The 16,073-nt window shown below is 69.3% G+C and carries 9 protein-coding genes; 2 read left to right on the top strand and 7 right to left on the bottom strand.

The window, feature by feature from the left end; translation table 11 throughout:
• Positions 1-5: 5 nt before the first annotated feature.
• From HNQ52_RS17515 to pilG, 7 genes are read right to left on the bottom strand one after another with little or no spacing between them, the layout of a single operon-like run.
• Entirely contained in the window at positions 6-2,327 is a 2,322-nt protein-coding gene (locus tag HNQ52_RS17515) for a chemotaxis protein CheB (protein WP_183959763.1), read from the bottom strand.
• The gene (locus HNQ52_RS03830) at positions 2,311-9,537 is read right to left on the bottom strand and encodes an Hpt domain-containing protein (protein ID WP_183959764.1); all 7,227 of its coding nucleotides are present in this window, start codon (positions 9,535-9,537) and stop codon (positions 2,311-2,313) included. Before HNQ52_RS03830 ends, HNQ52_RS17515 begins: the two co-directional genes overlap by 17 nt.
• Complete coding sequence (locus HNQ52_RS03835; protein WP_183959765.1) at positions 9,534-10,421, bottom strand: CheR family methyltransferase; 888 nt, start codon at positions 10,419-10,421, stop codon at positions 9,534-9,536. Before HNQ52_RS03835 ends, HNQ52_RS03830 begins: the two co-directional genes overlap by 4 nt.
• A gap of 27 nt (positions 10,422-10,448) precedes the next feature.
• On the bottom strand, positions 10,449-12,482 hold the full coding sequence (locus tag HNQ52_RS03840; RefSeq protein ID WP_183959766.1) for a methyl-accepting chemotaxis protein: 2,034 nt from the start codon (positions 12,480-12,482) through the stop codon (positions 10,449-10,451).
• Between the two features lie 37 nt (positions 12,483-12,519).
• A complete protein-coding gene (locus tag HNQ52_RS03845) occupies positions 12,520-13,077 on the bottom strand; it encodes a chemotaxis protein CheW (protein WP_183959767.1) in 558 nt (185 codons plus the stop codon).
• 46 nt (positions 13,078-13,123) lie between these two features.
• Positions 13,124-13,495, bottom strand: coding sequence for a response regulator (locus HNQ52_RS03850; RefSeq protein ID WP_183959768.1), 372 nt, complete (start codon positions 13,493-13,495; stop codon positions 13,124-13,126).
• A 24-nt stretch (positions 13,496-13,519) separates the two neighbouring features.
• Positions 13,520-13,921, bottom strand: a complete 402-nt coding sequence (gene pilG, locus HNQ52_RS03855; protein ID WP_183959769.1) for a twitching motility response regulator PilG — start codon at positions 13,919-13,921, stop codon at positions 13,520-13,522.
• A gap of 267 nt (positions 13,922-14,188) precedes the next feature.
• Here pilG and gshB point away from each other — a divergent pair, with 267 nt between their 5' ends.
• Positions 14,189-15,145, top strand: a complete 957-nt coding sequence (gene gshB, locus HNQ52_RS03860) for a glutathione synthase (protein ID WP_183959770.1) — start codon at positions 14,189-14,191, stop codon at positions 15,143-15,145.
• Positions 15,142-16,005 (top strand): TonB family protein, encoded by an 864-nt coding sequence (locus HNQ52_RS03865; RefSeq protein WP_183959771.1) that lies wholly within the window; start codon positions 15,142-15,144, stop codon positions 16,003-16,005. The genes gshB and HNQ52_RS03865 overlap by 4 nt, the downstream gene beginning before the upstream one ends.
• The last annotated feature ends 68 nt before the right edge of the window (positions 16,006-16,073 follow it).

Consider the following 16,073-nt stretch of genomic DNA (forward strand, 5'->3'; position numbering starts at 1 on the left):
GTCCGTCAGTTGCCGTACTGCGCGACGCAGCGCTCGGCCAGCTCGCGCGGCGAGCCGATGTACTCCACCACGCCGCGCGCACGCGCGCCGTCCACCATGGAGCTGACCACGCACGAGGCGGGATCCTGCACCCACACCTCGCCGCCCTTGGCCGTGACGTAGACCGCGCCTTCGATCGCATCGCCGGCCATGCCGCTGAAGATGATGGCCGTGGTGCGCGCGCCGAAGCGGTCGGCGGCATCGCGCAGCACATCGTCGATGCAGGGCGTGTAGTGCGGCGGCGCGTCGTGCGCGATGGCCTCGATGTGGCCGTTGCGCTCGACCGTGTAGCGCAGGTTCGCCGGCACCACCAGCACCTCGCCGGTGGCGGCGAACGGCCCGTCCGGCACCAGTGCGCGCACGCGCAGGCGGGTCGCTTTCTGCAGCTGTTGCGCGAGCCGTTCGAAATAGCCGTTTTCCAGGTGCTGCACCAGCAGGAACAACGCCGGAAACTCCGGCGGGATGCCGGCGAGGAAGGTGCGCAGCGCGTCGGGCCCGCCGATCGAGGCTCCGAGAACGACCACGCGCGGGATGCCGTCGACCGCTTCGTTCGTGTCCGGCGCATCGACCAGCCCCATCGCCAGCAGCAAGGGGTCGACGCCTGCGGCAGCGGCGCCGGTGCCGTCGCCGTCGGTGTCGCCGTCGTCGAGCGGCGCGAGCGTGAGGTTGTCGATGCCGCTGAAGTCGAAACTGGCGGCCTGCGCGACCCGCGGCGCCTGCTCGATGGCGTCGTCCATCGATGTCAGCGACAGCGTGCCGAAATCGATCGCCGGCGCCGCGGCGGCGGCCGGTGCGTCCGACGGCACGGGAGCGTCGACATCGTCGTCCGCGTCGTCGTCGTGCATCGGAGCGATCGAGAAACCGGGATCCTGGGCCTGGGAAAAACGCGATCCGGTATCGTGTTCGAAGGCGTCGAGCTGCGCGGCCATGGCAGCGACATCGTCGTCCAGGGTCATGCTCTCGTCGTACTGCAGGTCGTCGTCGTCGACGCTCCAGGACGGCGTCGCGGAGGCCGCAGTCTCGGTGCGGGCGGTGCCGTCGTCCGACGTCTGCGCAAATGCGTCGTCGTCGGTCGTGGCGTCGGTCTCCAGCGTGAATCCGAACTCATCCGCTGCATCGGCGACGTCGAATTCCTCGACCGTCAGGCCGTCGTCGCCCGGCGCTGTCGCTGGTGCGCGGGTCTCGCCGTCATGGATCCAGCCCGGTTGCGGCGATTCGCCGGTGGAGGCGTCGGTGTCGTCGTCCAGCACCCAGCTCGGCGCCGCCACGGAGGCAGGCGCCGCAGCAGCGCCGGCAGAGGCCGGCGGCATCGCGTCATCGGAGGTGTCGTCTTCGAGGAACAGGGCACCGAACGGCACCGTGGGGCCGGCGGCCGCGGCCGGTTCCGTGGCGGCGACGTCGGAACCGAAATCGGAAATGCCGGCGCCGGTGTCGACGGTGGTCGCGCCTGCTGCCGGCGACGTGTCGCCGCCGGTGTGGTCGGCGAGAAAATCCAGGTCGAGGCCGCCGAGCGCTTCGTCGAGCAATTCGCGCTCGCTGCGCGCGGAGGCGACGATGGCCTGTGCGTCGGCTTCCAGCGCACGGTCCAGTTCGCTCAGGTCGGGCAGTTCGATGCTGTCGGGCAGATCGTCCTCGACCACCTCGCGTTCGACGCGCACGATCTGCGGCGCCGGGCGCGGTGCCAGCGCGTCGGGTTCGACCAGCGCGCCGTCCACGGCGTCGAAATCCAGGCCCAGCGACGCGTCGCGCTCCACCGGGAGGTCCGGCTGCAGCGTCGGCATCGGCATGAAGTCCTCGGGCAAGGCGTCGACGCGGTCCTCGGCCTCGATCACGAATTCCTCGATGGCCCGCTCCGGCGCCATCTGCGCCGGCGTCGGCGGCGCGCCGGGCACGGGCATGAGGTCGCGCAGCGGCAGGGCCTCGAAGCCGGGGGGCGGCGGCGGCATGAGATCGCGGTCGCCGAGCACCTTGGCGGCAAGATGCCGCGCCCAGCGCGCGAGGTCCCAGCCCTGCAGCCGACTGCTGACATCGGCTTCGTTGAACACCACGTTGATCTGCGGCGCGTCGAACACCGGCTGCAGGTGGTCGAGTTCGTCGTCGCTGCCGTCGGCGAGGTTGACGATCACCACCTGCGGCGCGCGTTCGAACAGCTGCCCCGCCGCGGTGCCCGCGGCTTCGCCCTCGAACACCACCGATGCGCCCAGTTCCTCGAGCGAGTGGCGCAGCTGCGCGCGCGCGCCGTCGTCGCGCCCGAGCAGCGCGACCGCGCAGTTACGCGGGCTCGCCACGGCCCACCTTGAGGATCTCCTGCACGTTCCGCATCAGCTCGGCCTCCTGGTAGGGCTTGCCGAGGTAGCGGTCGACGCCGATCTCGAAGGCGCGCTGGCGGTGCTTCTCGCCGGTACGCGAGGTGATCATGATGATCGGCACGCCGCGCAGGCGGACATCGTTGCGCATGTGGGTGGCGAGTTCGTAACCGTCCATGCGCGGCATTTCGATGTCGAGCAGCATCACGTCGGGCACGCGGTCGGCGAGCTTTTCGATCGCGTCGACGCCATCCTTCGCGGTGAGCACCTCGTAGCTGTGGCGCTCCAGCACGCGGCTGGTGACCTTGCGCATGGTGATCGAATCGTCCACCACCATCACCAGCGGGGTGCGGCGCGCCTCGACCACGGGCGCTGCGATGCGCGGTTCGTCGGCCTTGCGCGTGGCGACGTGGCGGCGCACCAGCGGCGCCACGTCGAGGATCACGATGACGCGGCCGTCGCCCATGATCGTGGCGCCGAAGATGCCGGGAATGGAGCCCACCTGCGGCCCGACCGGCTTCACCACGATTTCGCGGCTGCCGATGACCTGGTCGACGCAGATCGCGGCGCGCTGGTCGCCGGAGCGTGCCAGGAGCAACGGCACCTGCAGGCTGCCTTCGGCCTTCACCGGCGCATCGCCGAGCAGCAGGCCCATGTCGTGGATGACGTAGTCCTCGCCCGCGTAGACGAACTTGGCGTCGCCGGCGGCGAGCTTGGCGTCGAGTTCGTCGCGGTCGATGCGCGCCACGCCCTGCACCGAGGCGATCGGCACCGCGAACGAGGTTTCGCCCTGCTTGACGAACACCGCCTGCGTCACCGCGAGCGTGAACGGCAGGCGGATGGTGAAGTCGGTGCCGCGACCGCGCACCGAATCGATCTGCAGCGTGCCGCCGAGCTGGCGGATTTCGCTGTAGACCACGTCCATGCCGACGCCGCGCCCGGCGATCTTGCTCACCGTTTCGGCGGTGCTGAAGCCCGGTTCGAGGATGTAGGCGTAGAGGTCGCGGTCGGAGACGGTGACGTCCTCGGCCAGCAGGCCGCGCGAGATCGCCTTGCGGCGGATCGCGTCGCGGTCCAGGCCGCGACCGTCGTCGCTGACGCGGATCACCACTTCGGAGCCTTCGCGCAGCACGTGCACACGCACGGTGCCCTCGTCCGGCTTGCCCGCGGCGATGCGGTCCTCGGGCGTTTCGAGCCCGTGCGCGATGGCATTGCGCAGCATGTGTTCGAGCGGCGCGGTCATGCGCTCGAGCACGTTGCGGTCCATCTCGCCCTGCGCGCCGTCGACCTTGAGCTGGGCCTTCTTGCCCAGTTCCGTGCCGGTCTGACGCATGATGCGGCGCAGGCGCGGCACGAGCGAGTCGAACGGCACCATGCGGGTGCGCATCAGGCCTTCCTGCAGGTCCGAGCTCACGCGCGACTGTTGCAGCAGCAGGGTTTCGTACTGGCGCGTGTGGTCGTCGAGCGAGCCCTGCAGGTTGACGATGTCGGCCGCGGATTCGGACAGCGCGCGCGAGAGTTGCTGCAGGGTCGAGAAACGGTCGAGTTCGAGCGGATCGAAGGCCTGTTCGCCGCCGATCTCGGCCTCGCGCTGGTAACGCGCGACGATCTGCGCTTCGGTTTCGATTTCCAGCTTGCGCAGCTGTTCGCGCAGACGCAGCGTGGTCTGTTCCAGTTCGCTCAGGTTGCCGCGGAACAGGCCCAATTGCTGTTCGAGTCGCGCGCGGTAGATCGCGACTTCGCCGGCGTAGTTGACGAGGCGGTCGAGCAGGTCGGCGCGGATGCGGATCTGTTCCTGCGGCAGACGCGCGGCGATGTCGTCCTCGTCGCCGAGCAGATCGGCGATCGGCGCGGAGACCGGAGCCGGGCGCTTGAACACGGGCGCAGCCGCCTCGGCGGGCGCGGGCGTGCCGGCCTCGTTCGCGGCGATCTGTTCGGCGCCCTGCGGCAGCTCCGGCGTGTGGCCGTGCGAGAGCGCTTCGACGCGTTCGATCAGCAGCGTCGGCATCGCCAGCGCGCGGCGTTCGCCGACACGCGTGACCATCGTGTGCAGGCGGTCGAACGCGCGCTGCAGCAGTTCCACGCCGTGGTGCGGCAGCTCGCGACGGCCTTCGGCCACGGCTTCGAGCAGGGATTCCATCGAGTGGCTGAGATCGCCGACCGGCGCGATGCCGGCCATGCGCGCGCCGCCCTTGAGCGTGTGCAGGTCGCGCTGCAGGCCGACGACCGATTCGCGGTCTTCGGGCGTGTCGCGCAGCTTGGCCATCAGCGCGTCGGAATGGTCGAGCAGGTCGCCGCCTTCTTCGAGGAAGATGTCGAGCAGTTCCTCGTCCATGTCCGCGAGATCCAGCGGTGCGTCCGGATCGGGGTCGGCCTCGTCCAGGCCTGCAAGGAACGCCGCGGCGATGGCGAGGTCGCGCGGGTCCGGGCGCGGCGCGGCGGGCGGCTCGATCGCGGCCGGGGCGGGCTTCGGTTCGGGCTCGTCGTCGAAGATCAAGTCGTCGAAGCTGTCTTCGGACGTGTCGGCCGTGGCCTCGGTTGTCCGCATCGCGACGGCGTCGGTGGTGGCTTCGCTGTCGGCTTCGCTGTCGGCTTCGCTGTCGGCTTCGCTGTCGGCTTCGCTTTCGGCTTCGGGTTCGGCTTCGGCTTGGCTGTCGGCAGGCCGCTCGGCCACCTCGTCGACGGCGAGGCTGTCGACATCGTCCGCAGGCGCGTCCGCCGCGTCAGCCGGCGCCGCGGGCGTGGCGTCGGGTTCGGACGCCGATTCAAGCGTGGCATCGGGACGCGTTTCGCGTTCCAGCGCGTCCCAATCGAAATCGTCCAGCGTGGTCGCCTCGACCGGCGCTTCGACACTCGCTTCGGGCGCGGGCTCGGTCGCTTGCGGGGTGGTCGCAGCGCTGGCCTCGTCCTGCAGGTCGAGATCGCGCCAGAAGGCGTCGATGTCGTCACTCGTCGCGGCGGCGTTTGCGTCCGTTGCGTCGTCCGCCAGTGCGCGCGACGCGTCGTCGGACTCGGCAAGGACAATGAAATCGTCGGCGGCGGCGACCGAGACGTCGTCTGCGCGTGTGTCGTCCGTGGCCGGTGCGGCATCGGCGGCAAGGTCGTCGCGAAGATCGCCGCTCGACCCGCCGTCGGCCGGTGCGACAGCGACGTCGGACACGGCAACATCGTCGATGAAGGCACGCAATTCTTCGTCGTCGGTCTCGGCCGGCGCGGGAGCATCGCCGCCGAAGCCGGCGGCCGCGTCGACCTCCAGCTGCGCCGACATCAGTTCCGCATCGTCGGTGGTGGGCGCGGCGGCGGCGTCCTGCGCACTGATCGGCGCACCGTCGAGCTCGACTTCGATCACCTCGAACGCGCCGTCCGCCACGGCGGCGCCGGTGTCGTCGAGCGCGAGCAGTTCGGCCTCGAGTTCGGCCTGTTCGGTCGCGTCGAATTCGAACGGCAGATCGTCGTCCGCAGCCGCTGCGGTGGGTGCGTCGGCGCGTGCGGCCTCGGCCCAGGCGATGCGGTCGGCGTCGGTGACGACGACGTCGGCCGACGCGTCGCCGGCATCGTCCGCGCCGAGCAGATCGATGGCGCGGCTCGATGCGGCCTCGCCGATGTCGGCAACGTCGGCGTCGGGCAGCGATTCGTCGGCGTAGGCCGGCTCGGGGCGTGTCGCGTCGGACGCGGCCGGCACGGCATCGTCGATCGCAAGATCGGAGATCGGCAGAAACGCGTCGTCGATGTCGTCGCTCGTGATCGATGTCTCGGTGAGAGTGACGTCGGCGTCGATGTCGAGCGCACCGTCCGGCACGGAGGCGTCGGGCGACGTGGCGGCGAAGCCGTCGTCCGCCAGCAATTGGTCCAGGCGCGATTCGAATGCGTCCAGGTCGAGTTCGTCGAGCTCCGACGCATCGTCCTGCAGCGAGGTCATCGACACCGCCTCGGTCAGACCGGGGCCGCGCTCGGCGGCGTCGGCGTCGAAGGAGTCGGCGGCGGCCGGTTCGGCGGATTCGGTCGGCATCAGCGGCGCCGCGGTCGGGCCGCCCGGCTCGGGCAGCGCGTCGCGCGCGGCAGCGATGCGCTCGGCCAGCGGCGCGAGATCCACCAGCTGCGGTTGCGGGCGTTCGAGTTCGAGCATCAGCGCGCGTACCGCATCGCCGGTGTCCTGCAGCGCGGCGCGGCCGGCGGCATCGGGCACGAGGCCGTGCGCGAGCACGCGCTTGAGATAGCCTTCGAGCGGTCCGAGCACATCGGTGATGACCGGCACGTCGGTCATCGCGAACGCGCCGTTCATCGTGTGGATGGCGCGCAACAGGGTGTCGCCGATCGGCTGCGGCGCCGTGCTGGCGGCGGCGAGGTAGGCGTCGACCGTTTCCAGATGGCCGGCGACTTCGGCCTTGAGGATGTCGAACAGCACCGGGTCGATGCTCGGCACCGCGATCGACGCGCTCGCCGGCGCCGGCGGCGCGGCAGGCTCGGCGTCCCGCAGCTCCTGCGCGTCGGGTTCGACGTCGAGATCGTGTCCGGTGTCGCGCTCGGCGGCGATGGCAAGATCGAGTTCGTCGGCAGGCAGGTCGAACACGGACGGCGTCTCGACCGCATCGGCCGGTTCCGCCTCCGCCTCCTCATGCGCTGCGCTGGCCTCGGCCTCCGCCTCGACGACATGGGGCTCGATGCCATCGATCGCCGGAGCGGCTGCCTCGTCGGCAGCGATCGCGGCGTCCGCGGGCGTTTGCGCCGGGGTTGCGTCCTCGGGCGCGGACGGCGCGGTCGGAAGCGGCGCTGCGGTCGCGGCGGGCACGAACGCGCGCGGCTCGTAGCGCACCTGCTCGCCCGCCGCGACGCGGTCGGCGATGGCCTTGATGGCCTCCAGATCGACGTGCGCCGTGCCCTGCCCGCGCAGCGCGGCCAGCAGCTCGGGCAAGGCGTTGAATGCGTTGTCGACGAGGTCGGTGACCGCGGCGGTGGGCTGGATCGTGTGATCGAGCACGCGGTTGAGCATGTTCTCGATCTTCCAGCTGAACTCGCCCAGCGTCAGCGCGCCGACGAGACGGCCGGAGCCCTTGAGGGTGTGGAAGACACGACGGATCGACTTGAGGTGATCGAGGTTGGAGGGGTCCTGCTTCCAGGTCGGCAGCAGGTCTTCGAGATTGGCGATTTCCTCCTGCACTTCCTCGACGAACACTTCGCGGATCTCGTCGTCGATCTCGTCCGACGCCCCCTCGAAGCCGGCGAGCTGCGCGCCGGCATCCGCGGCGGGCGGTTCGACCGCGGGGGCGACCTGCGCCGGTTCCGGCACGCGTTCGACCACGGGCGGCGGCGGCACGTCGGTCACCACCGGCGGTGCGCGCAGGCTCGGCGGCGGCAGCGGCGTCTCGGCGATGAGCAACGGCACCTGGTCGGCGTACGGATCGTCGGCCACGTCCTGGCCGGCCATCGCTTCGGCCACGCGCGCGTCGACATCGGCGCGGTCGGCCTCGGTCGGCGCCACGGCCTGCACCGGCACGGGCCAGTAGCCGAGCGCTTCGAGGCTGCGCTGCGCCACGTCGAGGATCTTCTCGCGTCCGGCGCGGTGTTCGCCGAGCGCTTCGAGGAAGTACTCGAGGCTTGCGAGCACGTCGGCCAGCGTCTCCATCTGCGTACCGGCCGGTACGCGGCGGCGCGAGAGCAGTTCGACCTGGGTGAAGACCTTCACCGCATCGAGATACTGCGCCGGACGCGGCAGTTCGACGATGCGCATCGCGCCGGACACCTCGCTCATCAGCGACGGCACGGTCTCGAGCTGGCTGTGGTCCCAGTTCGATTCGATGAAGGCGACGAAGGCCTGCTTGGCGTTGGCGAAGTTGGTCTGTGCCTCCTTCACCACCGCTTCGAGCACGCGCCGGGTTTCGGCCAGCTGCATCGGCTGCGCGGCGTCGCCGGACGCCTGCTGCCCGCCCGCGCCCAGGTGCTGGACCTGGTCGTCGAGCGTGGCTTCGACGTACAGCAGCGCGCCGGCGATATCGAGCAGCGAGGATTCGTTCGCGGGGCGGTGGCCGCTGGCCACCTGGTGCACGGCATCGCGCTGCTCGACCACGACGCGACGCGCGACGCCCAGGCCGAGCATGCCGAGCGTGTCGGACACGCGGTCGAGCACGTCGACCTGCGACGACAGTTCCGCCGGCTGCGCGTTCTGCGTGCGCAGGTACAGATCGAGCGCGTCCTTGACGCGCATCAGGTCGTCCTTGATCGCGGCCGACACGGTGTCGAGCAGGGCGCGATTGTGGCCGCTCATGCTGCCGCGCGCGTGTTCGATTTCCTCGCTGCTCGGCAGCAGGGATGCGAGGTTGAAGGTCTCGCGCAGTTCGCCGATGCGGCCGTGTTCGGTCGGCGCATGGGCGACGAAGTAGAGGAGATTGCGCGTCAGCTCGCGCGGCGGATCGACCCGGAAGCTGTTTTCGCCCGCATCGGCGAGGCGCTTGATCTCGCGCTCCACCTTGCCGATGGTCTGCTTGAGCTGCGGGCTCGGTTCGAAGGCCTTGGCACGCAGCGCGTCGAGCACGCTCGCGGCCACCCAGAACAGGCGGCGCGCTTCTTCCTGCGCCGTGATCGAAACGAGCTTGTCGCAGACCTGCGCCAGCGTCGAGATGTTCTGGTCGGGGTTGTCGTTCTTGAACCACTTGAGCAGCGCGATCTGGAAGTGCCCGCGCAGCGTGGTCGCGGCGCGGCGCAGCTCCTGCTCCGGCATCGGCGTCGCGGGGCCCTGCGCGGACGCGGGCAGCGGGCGACCGAGATCGGGCGTGAACAGCACGATTTCCGACAGGCCCTTTTCGCCGCGCGCGGCGCGCAGATCGTTGAGCAGCGGCAGCAGGACGATGGGGATGTCCTTGTGGCCGCTCTGCAGGCGTTCGAGGTAGTCCGGCAGCTGCACGATGCCGCGCATCAGCACGGCGTAGGCTTCGTCGCGTTCCTTGACGTCGCTGTCGAGCAGCGCCGAGGCGAGCTGCTCCATTTCCTCGGTCACCATCGCCGCGCCGTACAGCTCCACCATGCGCAGCGTGCCCTGCACCTGGTGCAGGTAGGTGGCGCAGAAGCGCATCTGGCTGGCGTCGTTGGGATCCTCGACGTAGGCCTCGAGCGCCTGCTGGGCCTGCTTCAGGGTCTCGTCCAGCTCGCCCTTGACCCAGGTCAGCGTGGTGAAATCGATGTCGTCGTTCGGCCTCATGCCGGGATCTCTTTCGTGGTGCGCAGGTACGCGAGGGTCTGACGACCACCGGTGCGGACCAGTTGCGGATGGGTCCAGTTGCTGGCCTCGCCCGGACCCAGCACCAGCAGTCCGTTGGGTTGCAGCAGGCGCGCAAGCGCGTCGAGCAGTTCGCCGCGACGTTCGCGTGCGAAGTAGATCAGCACGTTCTGGCAGAAGATGAGATCGAGTTTGCGCAATGGCGCTCTCGATGCGTGCAGCAGGTTGACGCAGGCAAAGCCGACCCGCCGCCGCAGCTTCTCGACGATGCGGAACTGCTCGCCGTCGACGGTCTCGATCGCGTGCTCGCGGTAGTTGGGCGGGATCTCGGCCAGCCGGTGCATCGGATACAGCGCCTGGCGCGCCATCGCGAGCGCGGGCTGGCTGACGTCGGTGGCGGTGATGCCGAACAGGCGCTGCGGCTCGAAGCCCGACAGCGCGGCATCGAGCACCATCGCGAGCGTGTAGGCCTCCTCGCCGGTCGAGCAGCCCACCGAGAGCGCATGCAGCGAGCGGTCCGCCGGCACCCCGGCCAGCCACTGCGGCAGCCACTCGTCGCGGATCAGGTTCAGCGACGGCATGTGCCGGAAGAAGTGCGTCTCGTGCACGGTGAGGTGGTCGACGAGCGCCGCCCATTCCATCGCGCCGCGCGCGCCGTCGAGCAGTTCGTCGTAGTAGCGGCGGAACTCGGTGTGGCCGGTTTCGCGCATGCGACGGCGCAGGCCGGTTTCCAGAAACGGCTTGCGCTCCGGCGGCACGATGACGCCCGTGCGCGATTCGAGCAATCGCACCCAGCGCTCGAACTCGGCGTCGTCCATGATCGGACGCGCCGCGCCGTGCGTGGCGGAACTCGCTGCGATGCCCATCGGCGCGGCCCGATCCCCTGCCCCGCCTTAACCCGGCAGCTTGAAGTCGGCGACCGAGCGGCGCAGGTCGGCGGCGAGCTGCGCGAGGTTGCCGATCGATTCGGCGGTCTGGCTCGCACCCACCGAGGTCTGCGTGGTGATTTCCTGAATCACGTTCATCGTCGCCGAGATGTTGGTCGCCGCAGCGGACTGCTGGCGTGCGGCCTCGGAGATGTTCTGAATCAGGTCCGCAAGGTCGTTCGACACCGTTTCGATTTCGCCGAGCGCCAGGCCCGCGTCCTCGGCCAGGCGGGCACCGGCCACCACTTCCGCGGTGGTCTGTTCCATCGACGACACCGCTTCGTTGGTGTCGGCCTGAATCGTCTGCACCAGCGTTTCGATTCGCTTGGTGGCGTTGGACGCGCGTTCGGCGAGTCGCTGCACTTCGTCGGCCACGACCGCGAAGCCGCGGCCCGCTTCACCGGCCGATGCCGCCTGAATTGCGGCGTTCAGCGCGAGGATGTTGGTCTGCTCGGAGATGTCATTGATGAGTTCGACGATCGAGCCGATTTCCTGCGAGCTTTCACCCAGTCGCTTGATTCGCTTCGAGGTTTCCTGAATCTGGTCGCGGATCGAGTCCATGCCCTGGATCGTCTGGCGCACCACTTCGGCGCCTTTTGCGGCGATCTGCACCGAGCGCTGCGCAACGTCCGCCGATTCGGCGGAGTTCTTCGAAACTTCGTCGATCGAGACCGCAATTTCGTTGATCGCCGCCGACGCGGACGTGATCTGCTGGGCCTGGTGCTCTGCGGCTTCGGCCAGGTGCATTGCGGTCGCCTGCGTTTCCTGCGCGGCGGCGGCCACCTGCACGGCGGTCTCGTTGATCGTGGTCACCAGCGAGCGCAGCGCTTCGACGGCGAAGTTGATCGAGTCCGCGATCGCGCCGGTGATGTCCTCGGTAACGGTCGCGCGGACGGTGAGGTCGCCTTCTGCGAGCGATCCCATTTCGTCGAGCAGGCGCAGAATCGCTTCCTGGTTGCGCTGGTTCAGTTCCTGGGTGACGCGGAAGCGCTTGACCTGGTCGCGGTACAGGGTGAAGAGCAGGCCGAGGATGCCGACGATGGCGAGCGCGCCGGCGCCGTAGCCGATGTAGGTGTTCGGGAACGGACGCGACGACGGCAGGTTGATCAGCGCCTGGTTGAGCGTGCGGGCGTCCTGCAGCAGGTCGTTGGAGCTGGTGAAGATGGTGTCGGCCGCTTCCTTGACCTCGAACAGTTCGGTGGACGCGTTGAGGATGGTTTCCACGTCCGCCTGCACGCTGGCGTAGAGTTCGGCGACCTTGGCCAACGGATCGCGCGCGGCCGGGCTGTCGATGCGGCGGATGTTCTGTTCCGGCAGGCCGTTCTGCAGGCCGCCGAGCACCTGGCCGAACATCGTGGCGTCGCGCGAGAAGCTGCCGGCGGCGGACATCGCGCCAGCGCCGCCCTGCAGGATCTGCGTCACGCGGCGCAGCATGCGGTCGGCGAGCACGATCTGGCGCACCGCGGTGTAGATCTGCGAGGAAGCCGCGCCGCTTTCGCCCATCGCGCGGACCACTTCGTCCATGTAGGCCTGCAGCTGCGGCACGCTGGCGGAAAACGCGCCGGCGGTGTCGGTGAGGCCAAGCACCATTTCCTTGCTGGCCAGGATGCGCGAGCTCGCCTCGTTGATCGGGGTCCAGGTGTCGGTCAGTTCCTGCAGCGGGATCTTGACCTCCGGATTGGCGATGTAGCCCGGCAGTCCGGACGCGGCGTCGCCGTCGCGCAGCTTGGTGATGTTGGACTGGATGTCGCGCCGCGTGCTTTCGAGCTCGTCGAACGCCTCCAGACCGCCGTTCGCCGCGTCGGCGGCGAACTTGGCGTTCTGCTGCGAGAGCACCATGATGTCGGCCACCAGTTCGCGCGCGGTGCTTTCCTGCGATGCGTACCGGGTGGACAGGTACGCGTTCACGATCAGCGCGATCAGCGCGACCACCAGCAGCAGGATCCAGAAGTTGATCGCTGCGCTGCGTTCTTTGCCGGTACCGGCGCCCAGTGTGCTCATATGAAACCTCGCCCCAAAAGATCGGTGTTGTGCGGCATCAGGCCGCGGCTGCCTGCCTGAATTCCGGTGTCCGGGTCAGGCGCGTCATGCTGAACACGCCCCAGACCGTGTCCCCCAGTTTGTACGCTTGCTGCACGAACGCCGCGTAGCGTCCGTCGTCGAACCCGGTGGCTTCGCTGCGCTGTTCGTCGACGAAGTTGCGCTGGCCGAACAGTTCGTCGATCAGCACGGCGACGTTGCCGCCGGTCTGCCGCACCACCAGCGCGCGCATGTGCTCGTGCAGCACGGTGCGTTCGCCTTCGAGGAACTGCTTCAGATCCACGACCGGCATCAGGCTGCTGCGGATGTTGGCCACCCCCAGCATCCACGGCTCGGCCCCCGGCACCACGGTAAGGCCGGGCAGCGAGACGATCTCGACCACTTCGGAAAAACCGGCCGCGAGGTGCCGCGTGCCGAGTCGGAACCCGATCCCGCGCCACAGGCCGGGCGCGTCGATCTGCTCGGGCAGGCCGACGACATGGTCGAGGCTGCGCCGCTCGTAATCGGCCAGCACCTCGAACGGGGTGCGCTCGAACGGACTGCGCTGGTCGGACATCGGCGGCTCCTGTTCCCTCACGTCGCGTGCAGCATGACAGGCGGCATCACGGCACCGCGTCGAGCAGGGCGTTGATGCGGGTGATCAGATCGCGCTCGGCCGGCGGCTTGACCATGTAGTCCTTCGCGCCCTGGCGCAATCCCCAGACCCGGTCGGTTTCCATGTTCTTGCTGCTGACGATGATGATCGGGATGGCGCTGGTGGCGGGGTCGCGCGACAGCACGCGCGTGGCCTGGAAGCCGCTCATGCCCGGCAGGATCACGTCCATCAGCACCAGGTCCGGCAGATCGCGCTTGCACGCCTCCACGCCGGCCTCGGCGTTGTCGGCCGTGAGCACCTGATGCCCGTTGCGTTCGAGCATTCCCGTGAAGACCGCAGTGTCAGTCTGCGAGTCATCGATGATCAGAATCCTTGCCATGCTCCCCCCTGTGAGGCGTGGCGTTTATTTACGATCGACGTGGCGACGGATCGCCGACAGCAGTTCTTCGCGCGTGAACGGTTTGGTGAGGTACTGTTCGGACCCGACGATGCGCCCGCGCGCCTTGTCGAAGAGACCGTCCTTGGACGACAGCATGATCACCGGCGTACCGCGGAAGAGCTGGTTGTTCTTGATCAGCGCGCAGGTCTGGTAACCGTCCAGGCGCGGCATCATGATGTCGACGAAGATGATCTGCGGCTGGTGGTCGGCGATCTTGGCCAGCGCCTCGAAGCCGTCGGTGGCGGTGACGACGTCGCAGCCTTCCTTCTTCAGCAGCGTCTCGGCCGTGCGCCGGATGGTCTTCGAGTCGTCGATGACCATGACCTTGAGGCCGGCGAGGCTGTCCGAATTTTCAATCCCATCCATTCTCGCGTTCCCCAGAGGCATCCACGCCAGCGCGCCGCATTCGCGCGGCTTGTCTATATCGCAACGGACCCCGTGCGCTGTCAAGCGCGCGTTGCGTCGATGCCCTGCGCGCTCGCTGGCGCGTCCGGACTCGATGCTAGTATAGCCCTCGCGCGCGCCGCCGCGGGCGTTCCCTCGCGCAGGGCGGCCCGGGTGCGCGCCTCGCCACGGCGACCTTCGCGCTCGACAACCTCCGGGGCGAGCCCAACCGGACACAGGAGTGCGGCAATGCGGGCGAGCCGACCGCTGGACATCGTCGTGGTGATGGACCCGATCGGGTCGGTCAGGACGGCCAAGGATTCCACCTTCGCGATGCTGCTCGAAGCGCAGCGTCGCGGGCACCGGGTGCAGATCGCCGGCATCGCGGACCTGGGCATCGGCGAGGGCCGTGCACGCGTGGCGGCGCATCCGGTGACCGTGCGCGACGATCCGGCGGACTGGTACACGCTGGGCGAACGCACCGACGGTCCGCTGGCACGTTTCGACGTTGCCCTCATGCGCTCCGATCCGCCGGTGGACGCCGAATACATCCACGCCACGCAGATCCTCGGCCTGGCGCAGCGCGACGGCGTGCTCGTGGTGAACGATCCGCAGGGCCTGCGCGACCTCAACGAGAAACTGGCCGCGCTGCTGTTCCCGCAGTGCTGCCCGCCGACGCTCGTGTCGTGCGATCCGGGCGCTTTGAAAACATTCGTGGCCGAGCACGGCGACTGCGTGGTCAAGCCGCTCGACGGCATGGGCGGGCGCTCGATCTTCCGCGTGCGCGCCGGCGAGGACAATCTCAACGTCATCGTCGAGACCCTGGTGGGCGACGGTGCGTTTGCGCTGGCGCAGAAGTATCTGCCGGAAATCCGCGACGGCGACAAGCGCATCCTGCTGGTCGACGGCGAGCCGGTGGATTACTGCCTCGCCCGCATCCCGCAGGGTCAGGAATTCCGCGGCAACCTCGCCGCCGGCGGGCGCGGCGAAGGCCGTCCGCTGAGCGAGCGCGACCGCTGGATCGCGGCCCAGGTGGGCCCGGAGCTGCGCCGGCGCGGCATGCTGTTCGTCGGGCTGGACGTGATCGGCGACTGGCTGACCGAGGTCAACGTCACCAGCCCCACCTGCATCCGCGAACTGGACAAGCAGTTCGGGCTCAATATCGCCGGCCTGCTGTTCGACCGGATCGAGAGCCTGCGCGCGTGAGTGCGGCGCCGCGCATCACGCCGGGCGACAGGCTCGGCGCGACGATCGCGTTTTCGCTCATCGCGCACGGCGTGCTGGCGCTGGGCATCGGCTTCCGCATCGACGACCCGGCGCCGATCCTGCCCACGCTCGACGTGATCCTCACCCAGACCCGTTCGCAGGACAAACCCGACAAGGCCGATTTCCTCGCCCAGGCAAGCAATGCCGGCGGCGGCGATCGCGACAAGGCCGAACGCCCGCGCGATCCGACGCCCGCCCCCGCGCCGAACCCGCAGCCGGGCGTGGCGCCGGTGCCGCTCGAGGCCGGTTCGCCGACGCCGCAGACGCAGAAGAGCGAGGCCGTGCTGACCAGCACCGGCGCCAGCCGGACGCAGGCGGCGCAGCAGGCCCTGACGCCGACCCCGAGCACGCCGCTGCCCAGCAGCCGCGAGCTGATCGAGCGCAGCCTGGAGATGGCGCGCCTCGCGGCCGAGATCGAACGCCAGAGCAGTGCCTATGCCAAGCGCCCCAAGCGCAAGTTCGTCTCGGCCAACACCCAGGAATACGAATACGCGAGCTACATGCGCGGCTGGGTGGCGCGGGTGGAGCGCATCGGCAACCTCAACTACCCGGACGAAGCGCGCCGGCGCAACCTGCTCGGCCAGCTCGTGCTGACCGTGGCCGTGCGCCGCGACGGCACGGTGGAACGCATCGATGTGGTACAGCCGAGCGGCTATCCGGTGCTGGACGAGGCCGCGATCCGCACCGTGCGCCTCGCCGAGCCGTTCGGTCCGCTGCCGGACACGCACGACGGCACCGACATCCTGCACATCACCCGCACCTGGCAGTTCCTGCCGGGGAACGTGATGCGGAATCGGTGAGAGCGGGGAAACGGGAGTCGGGAATGGGGAATCGGGAATCGGAAGAGCCGGGGCGCCGCTCTCCGACT

The organism is Chiayiivirga flava, assembly GCF_014202825.1.
In the GTDB taxonomy this organism is placed as follows: Bacteria; Pseudomonadota; Gammaproteobacteria; order Xanthomonadales; family Xanthomonadaceae; genus Chiayiivirga; species Chiayiivirga flava.